Below are 15,101 nucleotides of genomic sequence, written 5' to 3'. Positions count from 1 at the left end.
AGCGAATCAAGACCCGTTGATCGCCCGCCCCGGCATGGGTTCGGCGAGCGCCAGCCGCGACGCGGGGGCTCCGAAGGCGTCGCCGAAGTACTGCGTTTCGTGGACCACGTGGTCGTCGGCGAACTGCATGATGCTGACCGAGTAGCTCGGGGCGCCGTCGTAGGTGATCACGCATTCGCTCACCCACAGGTTGTCGTGGCCGGTGATTCGCAGGACCCTGAAGTGGCGGTCGGCGGGGTGGCCGCCGCGTTGGGCGGCGATGGTCGTGCGGCCGCGGAAGCGTTCGCCGGATTGGGGGTAGTCGAGGATCGCGTCGTCGGTGTAGATCGCGTGTTCGAGCTCGATGTCCCCGGCCTCGGAGGCTTGCCAGTGTTCTTCGATCGCTGCCTTCGTGCGGGCGTGCGTGTTCATCGAGTCTCCTTAGAGGGGAATCCATAAAGAAGTGTAAGAACCGCTCCGAACCAATGCCTCGAATCGCGTCGTGACCTACGATGAGGCCAGCCAGATGTGTCTGGTCGCGTGTCGGCGGTTGTGCGGAAGGCCACACTGGCTGCTGCGCTCCGTCATCCCTTTTGAGCAGTTAGTGACGATATCATCCCGATAGATGGATATGGACGACGGGTACTCGCGGAGCGATCCTCGGGGAGGGCGCGCTGACGCTCTCCTCGGCACCATCGCGTCACTGAGCTCGGAGCTGCTCGCCGACGTGCTCGCCGGGGCCCCGGTGGGGATGGGTCTGCTGGACGCCGAGTTGCGCTGGATCTACGCCAACTCCGCGTTCCTGGAGACCACCGGGCTGGAGTCGGCGCGGCTGCTGAGCCGGCCGGTCGCCGCGACGCCCTTCGCCGCCGACCTGCCCACCATCAGCCGGGTGCTGGCCGACGCCGACGCCCGGGAGGCGAATTCCGGCACGGCGACCGGGTGGCACGTCCGATACCGGCGCCTGGAGGCCGACGGCCAGGTCGTCGGCGTGGTCGCGGCCGTGACGCCGTCCCCGACCGGCCACCAGCGCGAGCTGGACCAGGCCCGCCGCCGGCTGGCCCTGCAGGCCGCCGCCGCCGAGCGCATCGGCACCACGCTTGACGTGGACATCACCTGCATCGAGCTCGCCGAGCTCACGGTTCCCGCGATGGCCGATCTGACGATCGTCGAGGTCATGCCGCACGATTTCGTCGACCGCGGACAGAGCGGCCAAGGCGCCCCGCCAGAAACCCCCCGCATGCGCCGCGCCGCACTCGCCTGCACTCCCGAGCTGCGGCGCCGCCTCGGTCCGCTGGCCCTGCCCGGCGCCTCGATCCGGCCCGGCGCCGACTCGGCGGTCGCGCGCAGCCTGGCCGAGGGCCGGCCGGTGGTCGGCAACCTGCTCTCCGACGACGAGCTGGCCGACTGGGCCGAGAGCCGGGAGACCCTGGCCGCCTACAAACTCGCCGACATCGACTCGGTCCTGACCGTCCCGCTGAGTGCGCGCGGCCGACTGGTCGGCGTGATGACGCTGGCCCGCAGCCGCGGCACGTCGAAGGGCTTCACCGACGACGACGCCGTACTGGTCCAGGACCTCGCCGACCGGGCCGCGGTCAGCGTGGAGAACGCCCGGCAGTACGCCGACTCCCAGAGCGTGACGCTGGAACTCCAGCGCGCCCTGCTGGTCGAGCCGGGCCGCCCGCACTCGAACCTCGAAGTCGCCGCCCGCTACCGCCCCTCCGGCAACCGCGCCCTGGTCGGCGGCGACTGGTACGAGATCGTCCGGCTGCCGTTCGGCCGCACGCTGCTGGTGATGGGCGACGTGATGGGGCACGGCGTCGAGGCCGCGGTGGACATGAGCATCTATCGCTCGGCGATCCGCGACGCTGGCGGCATGGACCTGCCGCCGCACGGCATCCTGCGACACCTGGACACGCTGATTGCCCGCGACGAGTCGGCGCGCCCGGCGACCTGCCTGCTCGGCGTCGCCGACCCCAACCGCGGCCGCTGGACCTTCGCCAGCGCCGGCCACCTGCCGCCGGCGCTGTTCGTCGCCGACCGCCCGACCGAGCTGGTGACGGTCCCGACCGGCCCGCCGCTGGGCACCGGCCTCGGCGGCTACGAGCAGGTGATCGTCGACCTGCGCGAGGACCAGGTCCTGCTGATCTACACCGACGGCCTCGTGGAGCGCCGCGGCGAGGACATCGACGTCTCCCTCGCCAGGCTCGCGTCGCTGCCGCTGCCGGCCGGCGGCGGACTGGAGGACCTGCTCGACGACGCGCTGCGCCTGGTCGCGCCGGCGGCCATCGAGGATGACATCGCCATCCTCGCGGCGCGGGCGACGCCGCGGTCGTAGCGGTTAGTAGCGGTCGCAGCCAGTCGATGAGACCCAGCCTGATCGCCGTCAGCGGCCCACCCGGCACGGGCAAGACGACGCTCGCGCACGCGCTGGCCGACGCGCTCGGCCGGCCGGCGGTGTGCCGTGACGAGATCAAGGAGCGGATGGTCGCCGTCGGCGCCGACGCCCAGAACCTCGCCGACGCCCACGACCTGAACCTGAACCTGAAGACCAACGCAGCATTCTTCGACACCCTCAGCGAGCTGCTGCGGTCGGGCACGAGCGTGGTCGCGGAGGCGGCCTTCCAGGACCGGCTCTGGCGTCCGGGACTGGAGCCGCTGGCCGAGCTGGCGGACATCCGCATCCTGCGATGCGTCGTCGATCCCGAACTCGCTCGCGAACGCATCGCTCACCGAGCAGCGACTCAGTCTGCGCGCGCGGCGCACGCGGACGCCGCGCTCCTGCGCCGCATCGCTGACGGAGAGCGGCCGATCGAGTCGTGGGTCCCGATCGCGCTGGACGTTCCAACCCTGGTCGTGGACACCACAGCGAGCTGGAAACCGGGGCTGGCCGAGATCGTCGAGTTCGCTTCGACAAGGCCCTGAGTTGCGCAACAAGAATCCGTAGACGAGGGCTTTCCCGGCATCTAGCATCAGCGCCGTTCACCCATGCAGAAGGCGTTCATATACGTGAACACCATCATCCCGCCAGGAGGCCTCGATGCGGCATGCCCTCACACCGGGCGGATTCTCCCGCCGAACGTCGATCGTCGTGGGTGCGGCGGTCCTGACCGCCGTGGCCGCGATCCCCACAGCGCTGGCCGCGCGGGCCCCGCAGACTGCTGCTGAAGCCGCCACCACGACCGCCGCCGCCAGCGCGACGATCAGCGTCTCGGCGGCCGGCACCGGGACCTCGCTGGCCAACAGCGACGTCGGCCTGTCGTACGAGGCGTCGTTCCTGGCGCTTCCGAGCTTCGGGCAGGGCAACCAGTTCCAGTACCTCAAGAACCTGGGGACCTCGGTCATCCGCATCGGCGGCAACCAGGTCGACAAGTCCTTCTGGACCTCCGGCAACGAGCCGCAACCGTCCTGGGCGGACGCCACCATCACCCCGGCCGACCTGACCAACCTCGCCACCCTGGCCACCGCCGGCGGCTGGAAAGTCGTCCTCGGCGTGAACATGAAGCAGTACGACCCGGCGCGCGCCGCCGACGAGGCCGCGCACGCCGAGGCCGCGCTCGGCTCGTCGTTGCAGGACATCGAGATCGGCAACGAACCGGACCTCTATCCGCAGTACAGCGGCAACTCCGGGCAGTACGTCACCGACTTCCACGCCTACGTCCAGGCGATCCGGGCCGCGGTGCCCGGCGTGCCGATCGAGGGCAGCGATGCGGCCACCTCGCCGACCGGCGCGTTGCAGACCGCCTTCGTCAACGACCAGGCGTCGATGGGGTCCCCGCAAATCAGCGAGCTGACCAGCCACCACTACCCGCTGTCCAACTGCGGGAGCCCGAACCCGGGGCCGAGCATCGCCGGCCTGTTGTCGTCCGGAACCCACTCGAAGGAGACGTCGGCCGCCGACAGCGCGGTGTCGGTCGCCAAGCGGCTGTCGCTGCCCGCGGTGATCGACGAGGGCAACTCGGTGGTGTGCAGCGGCGTGCAGGGTGTGTCAGACGTCTACGCCTCGGCGCTGTGGGCCGTCGACGAGGAGCTGAACTTCGCGCAGGAGGGCGCGGCCGGGTACTACATGCACGGCACTGTGACGCAGTGCTACGGCACGTCGTCGTTCCCGTACTACACCCCGCTGTGCGCGGCGACCGCGGCCGACGCCGCGGCCGGCAACCTGTCCGCGCAGCCGGAGTACTACGGCCTGGCCGCCGTGCACGCCGTCGGTACCGGCAGCTTCCTGCAGGTCAGCAACCCGGCCTCGGCGACCGTGCGCGCATACGCGGTCCAGCACGCCGACAACTCGGTCACGGTCGTACTGGACAACGTCGCGGATCCGGCGAGCAACGGCGCGACCTCGGTCAAGCTGAACCTGCCGCGGACCTATGCCACGGCCTCGCGGTTCGACCTGTCGGCGTCCAGCCTGACGACGCAGAGCGGGATCACGCTCGGCGGCCAGAGCGTGCAGTCCGACGGCACGCTGCCGGCCCCGACGACGACCTCGTACACGGTCGGCTCTCCGACGTTCTCCGCCTCGGTCCCGGCCGGCGACGTGGCCATGATCACCTTCGCCGGGCCGTCCGGCGCGGCGCCGACCACCTTCGTCGGCGGTCTGTCCGGCAAGTGCCTGTCCGTGACCGGCGGTTCCACGGCTCCCGGTACGACCTCTGACATCTACACCTGCAACGCAAGCCCGAGCGAGCACTGGCTGGTCACCGGGAACGGCACCATCACCGGCGCGTCCAGCGGCCTGTGCCTGGAGGTCCAGAACAGCGCGACCGCGGACCGCTCGATCGTCGGCGTGAACACCTGCAACGGCGCCGCGAACCAGCGGTGGACGGTGAACTCCGGGTCGGGGTCGGCGGGGACGATCGTCGGGGCGCAGTCCGGCAAGTGCCTGAGCGTGCTCGGGGCTTCGACGGCCAACTACGCCGAGGCCGAGATCTACACGTGCAACGGAAGCACCAGCGAGAACTGGACCGAGCAGCCGTAGACCGGCGGCGTGTTCCGACGTCGCCGTCGTCCCGCCACGCGAAATTCGGCCGTTCGCAAGCACGGCCGGGTGTCGCCCGGATATCTTGACGGGTACGGACCGGGACCGGAGAAAGTCATCACAGCGCTAGGGCATCCGTGACACAGAAAAATGTGCTTGTCATCATTCCGGCGTGGAATGAGGAAGAATCCATCGGCCACGTCCTGCAGGAGATCCAGGATTTCCTGCCGGACGTGGACATCCTCGTGGTGGACGACGGATCGACCGACGCCACGGTGAAGGCAGCCCGCGCGCACGGCGTCGCCGTCCTGGAACTCCCCTTCAATCTCGGCGTCGGCGGCGCCAGACGGCTCGGCTACATCTACGCGCGCGACAACGGCTACCAGATCGCCGTGCAGTTCGACGCCGACGGCCAGCACCTGCCGGAGAGCATCCCGAAGCTGATCGCCGGGCTGGCCGACGCCGACATGGTGATCGGCGCCCGCTTCGCCGGCGAGGGCGACTACGAGGCCAAGGGCCCGCGCCGCTGGGCGATGACGCTGTTCAGCCTGGTCATCTCCGGCCAGGCGAAGGTGCGGCTGACGGACACGACGTCCGGGCTGCGCAGCTGCAATCGCGAACTCATCGAATATTACGCGGCCTGGTATCCGGTCGAATACCTGGCCGACACGATCGACACACTTGTCCGGGCCATCAAAGCCGGATATGTGGTGCGCCAAGTGCCAGTCGAGATGCGGCCACGCAAGGGCGGCACGCCCAGCGCTTCTCCGGTGAAATCGATCGCTTATTTGGGGCGGGCCGTATTCGTACTATGCCTCGCTTATTTGCGGAAGTAAGGGGATTTCAGCGCCCGCTCAGCGGCACCAGCTGAAACCGGATCGGCGAGCGCCGCTTCCAGGCCGGGGACGAGCTCACGCGCTGCCGGACCGAGGTCGGGGGCGAGGTCCGCGGCGAGCTCGGCCGCCCTGGCGACGGTCCAGGCGGTGGAGTCCTCGCCGGCGAGATCAAGTGTGCTGCGCAATACCTCGATCACGTACTCGGGCCGGCCTGTGAAGAGCCAGAGAGCGCGGCCGAGCTTGAGACGCGCCTGATGCGCCGGGAGGCTCGGAGTCGGGACCGGGATGGCCTGGAGCGCCCGCAGCAGCAGCAGGGTGAGGAGGTCGGCGTGGTCGGCGCGATCGGGGAGTTCCGTGGCGGCGTCGGCTGCTGCCGCGCGGTCGTCGGGGTCCTTGCTCGGGGTGGTGAGCCCGAACCGGACGGCGGCCAGGAGCGCCTCGGCGCTGCCTGTCAGGCTCCGTACGGCCCGGGCCGCCGCGAGGCGCGCGTGGACGGCCTCGCCGCCGTCGGCGGTCTCAACGACCCGCCGCAGCGCCGCCACGCATTCGACGGTCGGCTGACCGATCGCGGCCAGCGCCGGGGCCGCCACGATGGGCCGGACGGCCAGCAGTCGGACCAGTTCGGGCACCGCGGGCTCCGCACGATCGCCCCACGCCGCGAGAGTCTTCGCAAGCTCGCGGGGTTCGCTGTGATCGCGGACTGCCGCGAAGGGATTGCCGGCCGCCGGAGACGGCTGCCGCGCAGCGTCGCAGATCTCGTCCAGACGGCGACGAATCGCGATGAGCAGGTCTGGGTCGAAGGGCACCGGGGCACCTGACCCCGCGAGCACGGAGCGGTCGAGCGTCATACGCCGGATGATGGCAGAGACCGCCGACAGGAACGGCCTGGCGCCTGCCTCGGAACCCATATCATCACTATCCATCACCATCCTGGTCAGCAGAACACGAAGGAGTGCCATGCAGCAGGTGAAGGCAGTCATCGCACGGACCCAGGGCGCGCCGGTCGAGATCGTCACGATCACCGTCCCGGACCCCGGGCCCGGTGAGGCCGTGGTCCGGGTGCAGGCCTGCGGCGTCTGCCACACCGACCTGCACTACCGGGAAGGCGGCATCAACGACGAGTTCCCGTTCCTGCTCGGCCACGAGGCCTCGGGCATCGTGGAGGCCGTCGGCCCCGGCGTCACCGAGGTCGAGCCCGGGGACTTCGTCATCCTGAACTGGCGCGCGGTCTGCGGTCAGTGCCGCGCCTGCCGGCGCGCCGAGCCGTGGTACTGCTTCAACACGCACAACGCCAAACAGAAGATGACGCTGGAGGACGGAACCGAACTGACCCCGGCCCTCGGCATCGGCGCGTTCGCCGAGAAGACGCTGGTGGCGGCGGGTCAGTGTACGAAGGTGGACCCGAGTGCGCGGCCCGCCGCGGTCGGGCTGCTCGGGTGCGGGGTGATGGCGGGCATCGGCGCCGCCGTGAACACCGGAGGCGTCACCCGGGGCAAGTCGGTCGCGGTGATCGGCTGCGGCGGGGTCGGGGCGGCGGCGATCGCGGGCTCGGCGCTGGCCGGGGCGAACCCGATCATCGCGGTGGACCTCGACGCCAAGAAGCTCGCGACCGCGACCCGGCTCGGCGCCACCCACACCGTCGACTCCTCGGCGACCGACCCGGTCGCCGCGATCCAGGAGCTGACCGGCGGGTTCGGCGCGGACGTGGTGATCGAGGCGGTCGGCCGGCCGGAGACCTGGAAGCAGGCGTTCTACGCGCGCGACCTGGCCGGCACCGTCGTGCTGGTCGGCGTTCCGACGCCGCAGATGCGGATCCCGGACCTGCCGCTGATCGACGTGTTCGGCCGCGGCGGCGCGCTGAAGTCCAGCTGGTACGGCGACTGTCTGCCCAGCCGCGACTTCCCGATGCTCGTCGACCTCTACCAGCGCGGCAAGCTCGACCTCGACGCGTTCGTCAGCGAGGAGATCGCGCTGACCGACGTCGAGGCGGCCTTCGACCGCATGCGGCGCGGCGAGGTCCTGCGGTCCGTGGTGATCCTCTGATGGATGATTCTCAGATGGCCGATTCTCCGATGGCTGACGATCAGATGGCGGCGCGCGTCGACCACGGAGTCACGTCCGGGACCTTCAGCCTGGACGGCGAGACCTTCGACGTCGACAACAACGTCTGGGTCGTAGGCGACGAGGCGGAGTGCGTCGTCATCGACGCCCCGCACTCGGTCGAGAGCATTCTCGCGGTCGTCGGCGAGCGCCGGGTCAAGGCGATCGTGTGCACGCACGCGCACGACGACCACGTCCGCGTCGCCCCGGCGCTGCGCGAGCGCACCGGCGCCCCGATCCTGCTGCATCCGGACGACCGGCCACTGTGGGAGCTCGTGCACGGCGGCCCCGACGACCCGGAGGCGACGCTCTGGGACGTCGATCTGACCGACGGCCAGACGTTCCCCATCGGCGGCGCCACGCTCCAGGTGCTGCACACGCCGGGCCACTCCCCCGGAGCGGTCTGCCTGTACGCGCCCGAACTCGGTTGCGTCTTCACCGGCGACACACTGTTCCACGGCGGGCCCGGCGCTACCGGACGCTCCTATAGCGATCGGCCCACCTTGGAGTCGTCGATCCGCGCAAAGCTGTTCATGCTGCCCGGTGCGACGGTTGTGCACACCGGGCACGGCGAGGACACGACTATCGAGGCGGAACGCGATCGGGGGTTCTGAGCGGTACCGTCGGGGCATGGATTCCGGGGACCACATAACAGTGGAGATGCGGCTCGCTGCCATCGAGGAGAAGCTGGACCGGGTGCTGGCCCATCTCGGCCTCGACGGTGACGGCAGCGGTGGCGGCAACGATGACGGCGACAGCGGCCTCGGCCTGAGCCGGCCGATTCCCGTCGTCACTTATGAGGCGCAGCTCACCGCGCTGGTCCAGGCCGGCAAGAAGATCCAGGCGATCAAGCTCTACCGGGAGGCGACCGGCATGGGGTTGAGGGACGCGAAGGACGCGGTCGAGGCCTACGAGCGCAACCTCAAGGCCCGCGGCGGCTGGCGGTAGGCAGACTCCGGTGCCCACACGTTCCACATACTTGACAGCCCCTTGCTCACACCCCGCACACCTGTCAGGATCGCTGACTTGTGATCGTTGACGCCACGGGGACCACCTCCCAGAACGCCGCAAGCTCCACAGACGGCTCCGGACACCGCACACGCAAGGCCGGCGCGGCCGCCTTGATGCTCGGCGCTCTGGGCGTCGTGTTCGGAGACATCGGGACCAGCCCGCTCTACGCGATGCAGACCGTGTTCACCGCCGACAACAAGGCGGTCGGCACCTCGGCGGACCAGGTCTACGGCGTGGTGTCGCTGGTGTTCTGGGCGATCACGCTGATCGTGTCGATCAAGTACGTGGGCTTCATCCTGCGCACCGACAACGACGGCGAGGGCGGCATCATGGCCCTGACCGCCCTGATCCAGAAGCTGGACTTCCGCTCCACCCGGACCAAGGTGCTGCTGGTCGCGCTCGGCATACTCGGGGCGTCGCTGTTCTACGGCGACGGGATGATCACGCCGGCGATCTCCGTGCTGTCGGCGGTGGAGGGTCTGAAGGTCTCCGCGCCCGGGCTCAAGGACTACGTCGTGCCGTTGACCGTGGTCATCGTCATCGGCCTGTTCGCGATCCAGAAGTACGGCACCGCGCTGGTCGGCGGGCTGTTCGGACCGGTGATGACGGTCTGGTTCCTGATCATCGGGGTGGCCGGGGCGGCGGAGGTCGCGGCGCACCCGGCGATCGTCAAGGCCCTGTCCCCCTCGTACGGGGCGCAGTTCCTGGTGCACCACGGGGTCGTGGCGTTCATCGCGCTGGCCTCGGTGGTGCTGGCGGTGACCGGCGCCGAGGCGCTGTACGCCGACATGGGCCACTTCGGGCGCAAACCGATCCACCGCGCCTGGTTCTACCTCGTGTTCCCGGCGCTGACGCTGAACTACCTGGGGCAGGGCTCGCTGATCCTGCGCCGGCCGGAGACCGTGTCGAACCCGTTCTTCCTGCTGATGCCGCACTGGTCGCAGTTCCCGATGGTGATCCTGGCGACGGTGGCGACGGTCATCGCCTCGCAGGCCGTCATCTCCGGGGCGTTCAGCGTGACCCGGCAGGCGATGCAGCTGGGGTTCCTGCCGCACATGACGATCCGGCACACCTCCGAGCACGAGATCGGGCAGGTCTACGTGCCGGTCGTGAACTGGTTCCTGTGCTGCACGGTCACTGTTCTGGTGATCGGCTTCGGCTCGTCGGCTTCGCTGGCCTCGGCCTACGGCGTGGCCGTCACCGCGACGTTCATGCTCAACACCATCCTGTTCCTGGCCGTCGCCCGCGTCCTGAAGGGCGTCGCGCCCTGGAAGATCGCCGTGGGCGCGGTCGTGTTCCTCACCAGCGAGACGGCGTTCTTCGCGGCGAACCTCACCAAGGTCGTGCACGGCGGCTGGCTGCCGCTACTGGTCGCCACGCTGGTGTTCACGGTGCTGAGCACGTGGCGCCGGGGCCGCGCGATCGTCACGCCGAACCGCACGGCGCTGGAGGGGCCGCTGCGGCCGTTCGTGGACGAGGTGGACGCCCTGGAGCCGCCGATCCACCGGGTGGACGGCGTGGCAGTGTTCCTCAACGCCAACATCGAGACCACGCCGCTGGCGCTGCGCGCCAACGTCGAGCACAACCACACGCTGCACAAGACCGTGGTCATCCTGTCGATGATGGTGGAGAAGGTGCCGCACATCCCCGACGCCGAGCGCCTGGTCTTCGACGACCTCGGGCACACCGACGACGGGATCATCCACCTCACCGCGCACCTGGGCTTCCAGGACGAGCCGGACGTGCCGCGCATTCTGCGGCAGGCGGCGATGCGGCCGGACGCCGGGGAGATCGCGGGGATCGACGTGGAGACGGTGTCGTACTTCCTGTCGCGGATCGCGATCGTGCGGACCAACGCGAAGGGGATGCAGGCTTGGCGCAAGCGGCTCTTCCTCACCATCGCGCACAACGCGGCCAGTCCTGTGGACTACTTCGGGCTGCCGGCGGATCGGTGCGTGATCATGGGGGCGCACGTGCCGGTGTGATCGGGCTCGGCTGTCGTCGGGCGGGGGCTACACGGGATATCAATGGCCTGTTTCAGGGTTCGCGGACCGGCCCGGGCCGCCCGACATCAGCACTCGCACATCGAGTAGGAGCGCACGTCTTCATCCTGGCTGTCGCAGACCCTTTGCATATTCATTCTAGCTGACGCTACGATCGCGGGGTCAAGACGATCCCATCGGGGGTGGGTGTTAGCGATGATCTATTCAGAGTCTGCGACCAGCGACGCGATCGACGATCTGGCTCCGTGGTGGGCGTGGGGATACGTTCTGGCCATCCCCTTCGCGTTGCTCACGCTGGTGACACCGTGGTTCCGCGCCGTGCCACCGGTGATACCCGGCGTCTTCGACTCCGGTCAGCACATCGACTACCACGCCTGGGACAACTTCCCGATCGGGCTGCTCGGCCCCGTCTGGTTGGTCGTGCTGGGCGGCCAGTGGTTCCGCGCACGCCGCGACTTTCGGCGTCCTCCCGGTCCCAGCGACTGGCGGCGCCGGGCCCGCCGGGCCGGCAGGCCCCGCTCCGCCGCGGAGCTGGACCGCCCCTACGCCACCGGCGCGTGGTATTCGCTGGGCATGGCCGCCGCCTCGCTGGCCTTGCTCGGAATCAACCGGGCCCTCTTCCGACCCACCTATTCGACCTTCGACCTGAACTTCACCGACCCCAACCCCGCGGACTTCACCGAGGGCAAGCTGAACGTCCACGCCGCCATCGGCTGCTGGTTCCTGCTGATCGCGGTGGCCCTGTTCGTGGCGACGAGCATCGTCGGCCTGGTGCTGTCCGACCGGCAGGCCTCGTCCTCGTGGGAGCCGGAACTGCGCAAAGGGCCGCTATAGAGCCGTGAGGCGCCGACCGACCGCGGTGACCAGGGTCGAGGAGATGTGGGCCCGGTCGGGCTCGGAGGCGATGAAGAGCGTTTCGATCCCGGCCAGCTCACGGTTCATGCGCGCCATCGCCATCTCGTGGTCCAGGTCGCGGCCGTCGCGCACGCCACGAATGACGACGCCGACGCCGGCCTGACGGCAGTAGTCGACCAGCAGGCCGCCGGTGTGCGCGTCGACGGTGACGCCGACCAGGCCCGCCGCCGCTGTGCGAAGGCGTTCCACACGCTCGGCGACCGGGAAGCGGCCGGTCTTGCTCGCGTTGGCCATCACGCAGACGACGACCTCGTCGAACAGGCTCGCGGCGCGGCGGAGGACGTGCTGGTGCCCTTCGGTGACCGGGTCGAAGGAGCCGGGGTAGAGAGCTCGCATGATCGGGAGCCTAGCGATGCGGTTGGGCGGCCGCGCGATGGCGAGACCGGCGCACTGCACAAAACGGGGTCGGCCGGGCCCGATCGTTCAGCCCGGCCGACCCTGTTGTTCGCTCAGCGCGCCACAGCCATCAGCTCCCGAAGACCTGGAACTCCCACAGGCTGTACCCGTACTGCGTCGCCCGCGCCGTCCCGTACATGCGTACATAGCGTCCGCTGCCGGAGACGGTGAGGTCCTGCGTTCCGCCGGTGCCCGTCGTGGTCGAGTACACCGGGGTCCAGGTGGTGCCGTCGTTCGAGGTCTGGATCTGGAAGGCGGTCGCGTACGCCGTCTCCCACGTCAGCGTCACCTTGCAGAGCGTGTGCGTGGCGCCGAGGTCTACCTGGAGCCACTGCGGGTCCGAGAACTGCGAGGACCAGCGCGTGCCGGTGTTGCCGTCCACCGCCGCCGATGCGGGCGTGCCCGCGTTCTCGACCGAGGAGGCCGTCGCCGACTGGTTCAGCGCGAGGTTGGTCGTCCCGCAGCCGGTGCCGGAGGTCGAGCCGTAGACCTGGAACTCCCAGAGGCTGTAGCCGTACTGCGTGTTGCGGGCCGTGCCGTACATCCGGATGTAGCGTCCGGTGCCGGACACGTTCAGGGTCTCGGTTCCGCCGGGACCTGTCGTGGTGGAGTAGATGGTGGACCAGTTGGTGCCGTCCGGGGAGGTCTGGATCTGGTACGCCTTGCCGGATGCGGTCTCCCACTGGAGTACCACCTTGCAGATCGACGCCGTCGAGCCGAGATCGATCTGGAGCCACTGCGGATCAGAGAACTGCGACGACCAGCGTGTCCCGGTGTTGCCGTCCACCGCCGCCGACGCCGGCGTGCCCGCGTTCTCCACCGACGAGGCGGTGGCCGGCTGGTTCAGCGCCAGGTTGGTCGTGCCGCAGGTGCCGCCGCCGGAGCCGATGGTCCAGCTGAACGAGGTGGATCCGGAGGCGCCGGTGCCGTCGGTGGCGGTGATCGTCACGGTCGAGGTGCCCGCGGCGGTCGGCGTGCCGGAGATCAGGCCGCTGGAGGCGTTGATCGACAGGCCGGCCGGCAGCCCGGAGGCCTTGTAGGTCAGCGTCTGGCCGGATGCCGAGTCGCCGGCGGTGATCTGGACGTTGGCCGCCGTCCCGACGGTCCCGGTCTGGTTGCCCGGGTTGGTCACCGTCACCGTGTTCCCGCCGCTGCCGGTGGGGAACGTCCATGTCTGCTGCGCCGAGCCGGTGCACGCCTCGATGTCCAGCCGAGTCGCGCTGTTGCCGCCGGGATCGGTCAGGCACAGACCGGAGTTCGGGTTCAGCAGCTCGCCGTTAGCTTGACGTGTCCAATTCTGCGCATTGGTGCCGTTGCACGGGTACCAGTCGACGTTCGTCCCGCTGGTCGTCCCCGCCGAGACCACGTCGAGGCAGCCGCCCTGCACCCGGACCGTGTTGTCCGTGTACGGGGACCACGACTGGCCGGCGCTGCCGTCGCAGTTCGCTGCGAACATCGGGTTGCCCTCGGTGTTCAGCGAGTTCTGGTTCGCCGCGCACAGCCCCGCGGCGTCCTTGACGGCGCCGGTCGCGATGGGGGTGCCGGTCGGCGTGGAGTTCCCGCCCTTCTCGTACACCGCGACCCACGCCGCGCTCAGCGAGCTGCCGGAGGTCGTGGCGGCGGTCGGCGTGGTGGTGCCGGAGACGCCGTCGGGGTAGTTGCCGCCCATCGCCAGGTCCCAGATGATGAAGAACCCGTGGTCGATGGCCGACTGCCAGGCCGCGGTGCCGACCGAGGCCTCGGTGATGGTGCTCTCGACCACGCCGTCCATCAGGAACTGGAGCTGCTCGGCGCTGGTGTTCGTGCGGTCGACGATCACCGAGTAGGTGTGGTAGCCGGTCTGGCAGCCGGATCCGGCGCCCGGACAGGCGATGAGCGGGTGGCCGGGGCTGTTCGCGGAGTCGTGCAGCGTCTGCGACGCCTCGTTCAGGCCGTTGACGTCCTCCATCATGTCGATCTCGCCGGAGGCGGGCCAGCCCCCGCCGGCGCGCATCGGCGAGCCCAGTGCCCAGAACGCCGGCCAGTAGCCGAGGCCGCCGGACGGGTTCGGCTGCTGGATCGACGCGCTCATCTCCAACTCCCCGCCGGGGGGCGCCTGGAAGTCGTCGCGCGTGCTCTCGATCCGGCCGGACGTCCAGGTCCCACCGCTGTTGATGGCCTTGAGCACCAGATGGCCGTTGCCGTCGAGGTAGACGTTGTTGGTCGAGCTGGTGGTCTGCTCCTTCTCGCCGGTGCCGTAGCCGGTACCGATGTCGTAGAACCAGTTCGACGCGGACGGCGCCGACCCGGCGGGCCCGGCGAAGTTGTCGCTGAACACCGTGTTCCACCCGCTGGGAGGCGGCGGCGCGGTGTCGGCCGCGGCCGACGGGGCCGAGGCGACGGAGACCGCGAGGCCGCCGGTCAGGCTGCCGGCGACGAGCGCGACCGCCGCGAGGAGCGAACGGTGCCGGGGCGGGCGCGGTGGTCGAGGCAGGCGCGGTGGCCGGGGTGGACCGGATCGGCGCCAGGCTTGTCGGACGGCGCGAGCGGTGACGCGCATGCGAAATCCCTCCAGAGTGGTGAGTGCGTGGGGGCGAACTCTGTGAGAGCGCTCTCTGGGCTGCATGTTGCAGCGGTGTTTCCGGCCGGTCAAGACGTGACCGGTTCCGGAACTGGTTTCGGAACCGGTTGCGCAACCGGTACTCGTTCCGCGATCTTCTTCAGACTCGTCGCGAACTGAGCCGGCCGACTCACGAACCCAGCTCCTGGCCGCCGCCGACCACCACCTCGGCCAGGTCTACCGCTGGGGCTCGATCCTGTCCGCGCTCGTCCTGCTGGTCTTCGGCCTCATGGGCCTGCCCGACGACGAAGCTGAAGAACACGTTGGCCAGCGCCCATCACCAT

General features: G+C 69.7%; 13 protein-coding genes and 2 pseudogenes. 9 read left to right on the top strand and 6 right to left on the bottom strand.

The window, feature by feature from the left end; translation table 11 throughout:
• Positions 1-6: 6 nt before the first annotated feature.
• Positions 7-411, bottom strand: coding sequence for a nuclear transport factor 2 family protein (locus ABH935_RS05780; RefSeq protein WP_370376709.1), 405 nt, complete (start codon positions 409-411; stop codon positions 7-9).
• A 193-nt stretch (positions 412-604) separates the two neighbouring features.
• On the opposite strand from ABH935_RS05780, the gene ABH935_RS05775 reads away from it, so the two are divergent.
• From ABH935_RS05775 to ABH935_RS05760, 4 genes are all read left to right on the top strand, one after another.
• Positions 605-2,317, top strand: a complete 1,713-nt coding sequence (locus tag ABH935_RS05775) for a SpoIIE family protein phosphatase (protein ID WP_370376708.1) — start codon at positions 605-607, stop codon at positions 2,315-2,317.
• A 26-nt stretch (positions 2,318-2,343) separates the two neighbouring features.
• The gene (locus ABH935_RS05770; protein WP_370376707.1) at positions 2,344-2,904 is read left to right on the top strand and encodes an AAA family ATPase; all 561 of its coding nucleotides are present in this window, start codon (positions 2,344-2,346) and stop codon (positions 2,902-2,904) included.
• Positions 2,905-3,019: 115 nt separating this feature from the next.
• A complete protein-coding gene (locus ABH935_RS05765) occupies positions 3,020-4,957 on the top strand; it encodes a glycosyl hydrolase family protein (protein WP_370376706.1) in 1,938 nt (645 codons plus the stop codon).
• Positions 4,958-5,109: 152 nt separating this feature from the next.
• The gene (locus ABH935_RS05760) at positions 5,110-5,793 is read left to right on the top strand and encodes a glycosyltransferase family 2 protein (RefSeq protein ID WP_370376705.1); all 684 of its coding nucleotides are present in this window, start codon (positions 5,110-5,112) and stop codon (positions 5,791-5,793) included.
• Here ABH935_RS05760 and ABH935_RS05755 read toward each other — a convergent pair.
• Positions 5,778-6,641, bottom strand: a complete 864-nt coding sequence (locus ABH935_RS05755) for a hypothetical protein (protein ID WP_370376704.1) — start codon at positions 6,639-6,641, stop codon at positions 5,778-5,780. The two genes, ABH935_RS05760 and ABH935_RS05755, sit on opposite strands and share 16 nt — an antisense overlap.
• A gap of 109 nt (positions 6,642-6,750) precedes the next feature.
• Here ABH935_RS05755 and ABH935_RS05750 point away from each other — a divergent pair, with 109 nt between their 5' ends.
• From ABH935_RS05750 to ABH935_RS05730, 5 genes are all read left to right on the top strand, one after another.
• The gene (locus tag ABH935_RS05750) at positions 6,751-7,836 is read left to right on the top strand and encodes an S-(hydroxymethyl)mycothiol dehydrogenase (RefSeq protein WP_370376703.1); all 1,086 of its coding nucleotides are present in this window, start codon (positions 6,751-6,753) and stop codon (positions 7,834-7,836) included.
• 44 nt (positions 7,837-7,880) lie between these two features.
• Complete coding sequence (locus ABH935_RS05745) at positions 7,881-8,507, top strand: MBL fold metallo-hydrolase (protein ID WP_370376939.1); 627 nt, start codon at positions 7,881-7,883, stop codon at positions 8,505-8,507.
• 16 nt (positions 8,508-8,523) lie between these two features.
• On the top strand, positions 8,524-8,841 hold the full coding sequence (locus tag ABH935_RS05740; RefSeq protein ID WP_370376702.1) for a ribosomal protein L7/L12: 318 nt from the start codon (positions 8,524-8,526) through the stop codon (positions 8,839-8,841).
• An 80-nt stretch (positions 8,842-8,921) separates the two neighbouring features.
• On the top strand, positions 8,922-10,889 hold the full coding sequence (locus ABH935_RS05735; protein ID WP_370376701.1) for a potassium transporter Kup: 1,968 nt from the start codon (positions 8,922-8,924) through the stop codon (positions 10,887-10,889).
• A 213-nt stretch (positions 10,890-11,102) separates the two neighbouring features.
• Positions 11,103-11,741, top strand: a complete 639-nt coding sequence (locus tag ABH935_RS05730; protein ID WP_370376700.1) for a hypothetical protein — start codon at positions 11,103-11,105, stop codon at positions 11,739-11,741.
• Here ABH935_RS05730 and coaD read toward each other — a convergent pair.
• The 4 genes and pseudogenes from coaD to ABH935_RS05710 form a co-directional block, all read right to left on the bottom strand.
• A complete protein-coding gene (coaD, locus tag ABH935_RS05725; protein ID WP_370376699.1) occupies positions 11,736-12,158 on the bottom strand; it encodes a pantetheine-phosphate adenylyltransferase in 423 nt (140 codons plus the stop codon). The genes ABH935_RS05730 and coaD overlap by 6 nt on opposite strands.
• 139 nt (positions 12,159-12,297) lie before the next feature.
• Positions 12,298-13,350: pseudogene (locus ABH935_RS05720) on the bottom strand (discoidin domain-containing protein); the annotation flags it as partial.
• Positions 13,351-13,398: 48 nt separating this feature from the next.
• Positions 13,399-13,887 (bottom strand): annotated as a pseudogene (locus ABH935_RS05715) (ricin-type beta-trefoil lectin domain protein); the annotation flags it as partial.
• A gap of 1,060 nt (positions 13,888-14,947) precedes the next feature.
• The gene (locus tag ABH935_RS05710; protein WP_370376698.1) at positions 14,948-15,079 is read right to left on the bottom strand and encodes a hypothetical protein; all 132 of its coding nucleotides are present in this window, start codon (positions 15,077-15,079) and stop codon (positions 14,948-14,950) included.
• Positions 15,080-15,101 lie beyond the last annotated feature (22 nt).

The organism is Catenulispora sp. GAS73 (genome assembly GCF_041262085.1).
In the GTDB taxonomy this organism is placed as follows: Bacteria; Actinomycetota; Actinomycetes; order Streptomycetales; family Catenulisporaceae; genus Catenulispora.
Note: the sequence above shows the minus strand (reverse complement) of the source record. Positions and strands in the feature narration are given on the sequence as shown.

Excerpts from the sequence above, each read along its gene's own strand:
- ABH935_RS05750 (WP_370376703.1), top strand. The coding sequence starts at position 6,751 with ATGCAGCAGGTGAAGGCAGTCATCGCACGGACCCAGGGCGCGCCGGTC.
- ABH935_RS05780 (WP_370376709.1), bottom strand. The coding sequence starts at position 411 with ATGAACACGCACGCCCGCACGAAGGCAGCGATCGAAGAACACTGGCAA.
- ABH935_RS05770 (WP_370376707.1), top strand. The coding sequence starts at position 2,344 with ATGAGACCCAGCCTGATCGCCGTCAGCGGCCCACCCGGCACGGGCAAG.
- ABH935_RS05765 (WP_370376706.1), top strand. The coding sequence starts at position 3,020 with ATGCGGCATGCCCTCACACCGGGCGGATTCTCCCGCCGAACGTCGATC.
- ABH935_RS05775 (WP_370376708.1), top strand. The coding sequence starts at position 605 with ATGGATATGGACGACGGGTACTCGCGGAGCGATCCTCGGGGAGGGCGC.
- coaD (WP_370376699.1), bottom strand. The coding sequence starts at position 12,158 with ATGCGAGCTCTCTACCCCGGCTCCTTCGACCCGGTCACCGAAGGGCAC.
- ABH935_RS05755 (WP_370376704.1), bottom strand. The coding sequence starts at position 6,641 with ATGACGCTCGACCGCTCCGTGCTCGCGGGGTCAGGTGCCCCGGTGCCC.
- ABH935_RS05730 (WP_370376700.1), top strand. The coding sequence starts at position 11,103 with ATGATCTATTCAGAGTCTGCGACCAGCGACGCGATCGACGATCTGGCT.
- ABH935_RS05745 (WP_370376939.1), top strand. The coding sequence starts at position 7,881 with ATGGCGGCGCGCGTCGACCACGGAGTCACGTCCGGGACCTTCAGCCTG.
- ABH935_RS05740 (WP_370376702.1), top strand. The coding sequence starts at position 8,524 with ATGGATTCCGGGGACCACATAACAGTGGAGATGCGGCTCGCTGCCATC.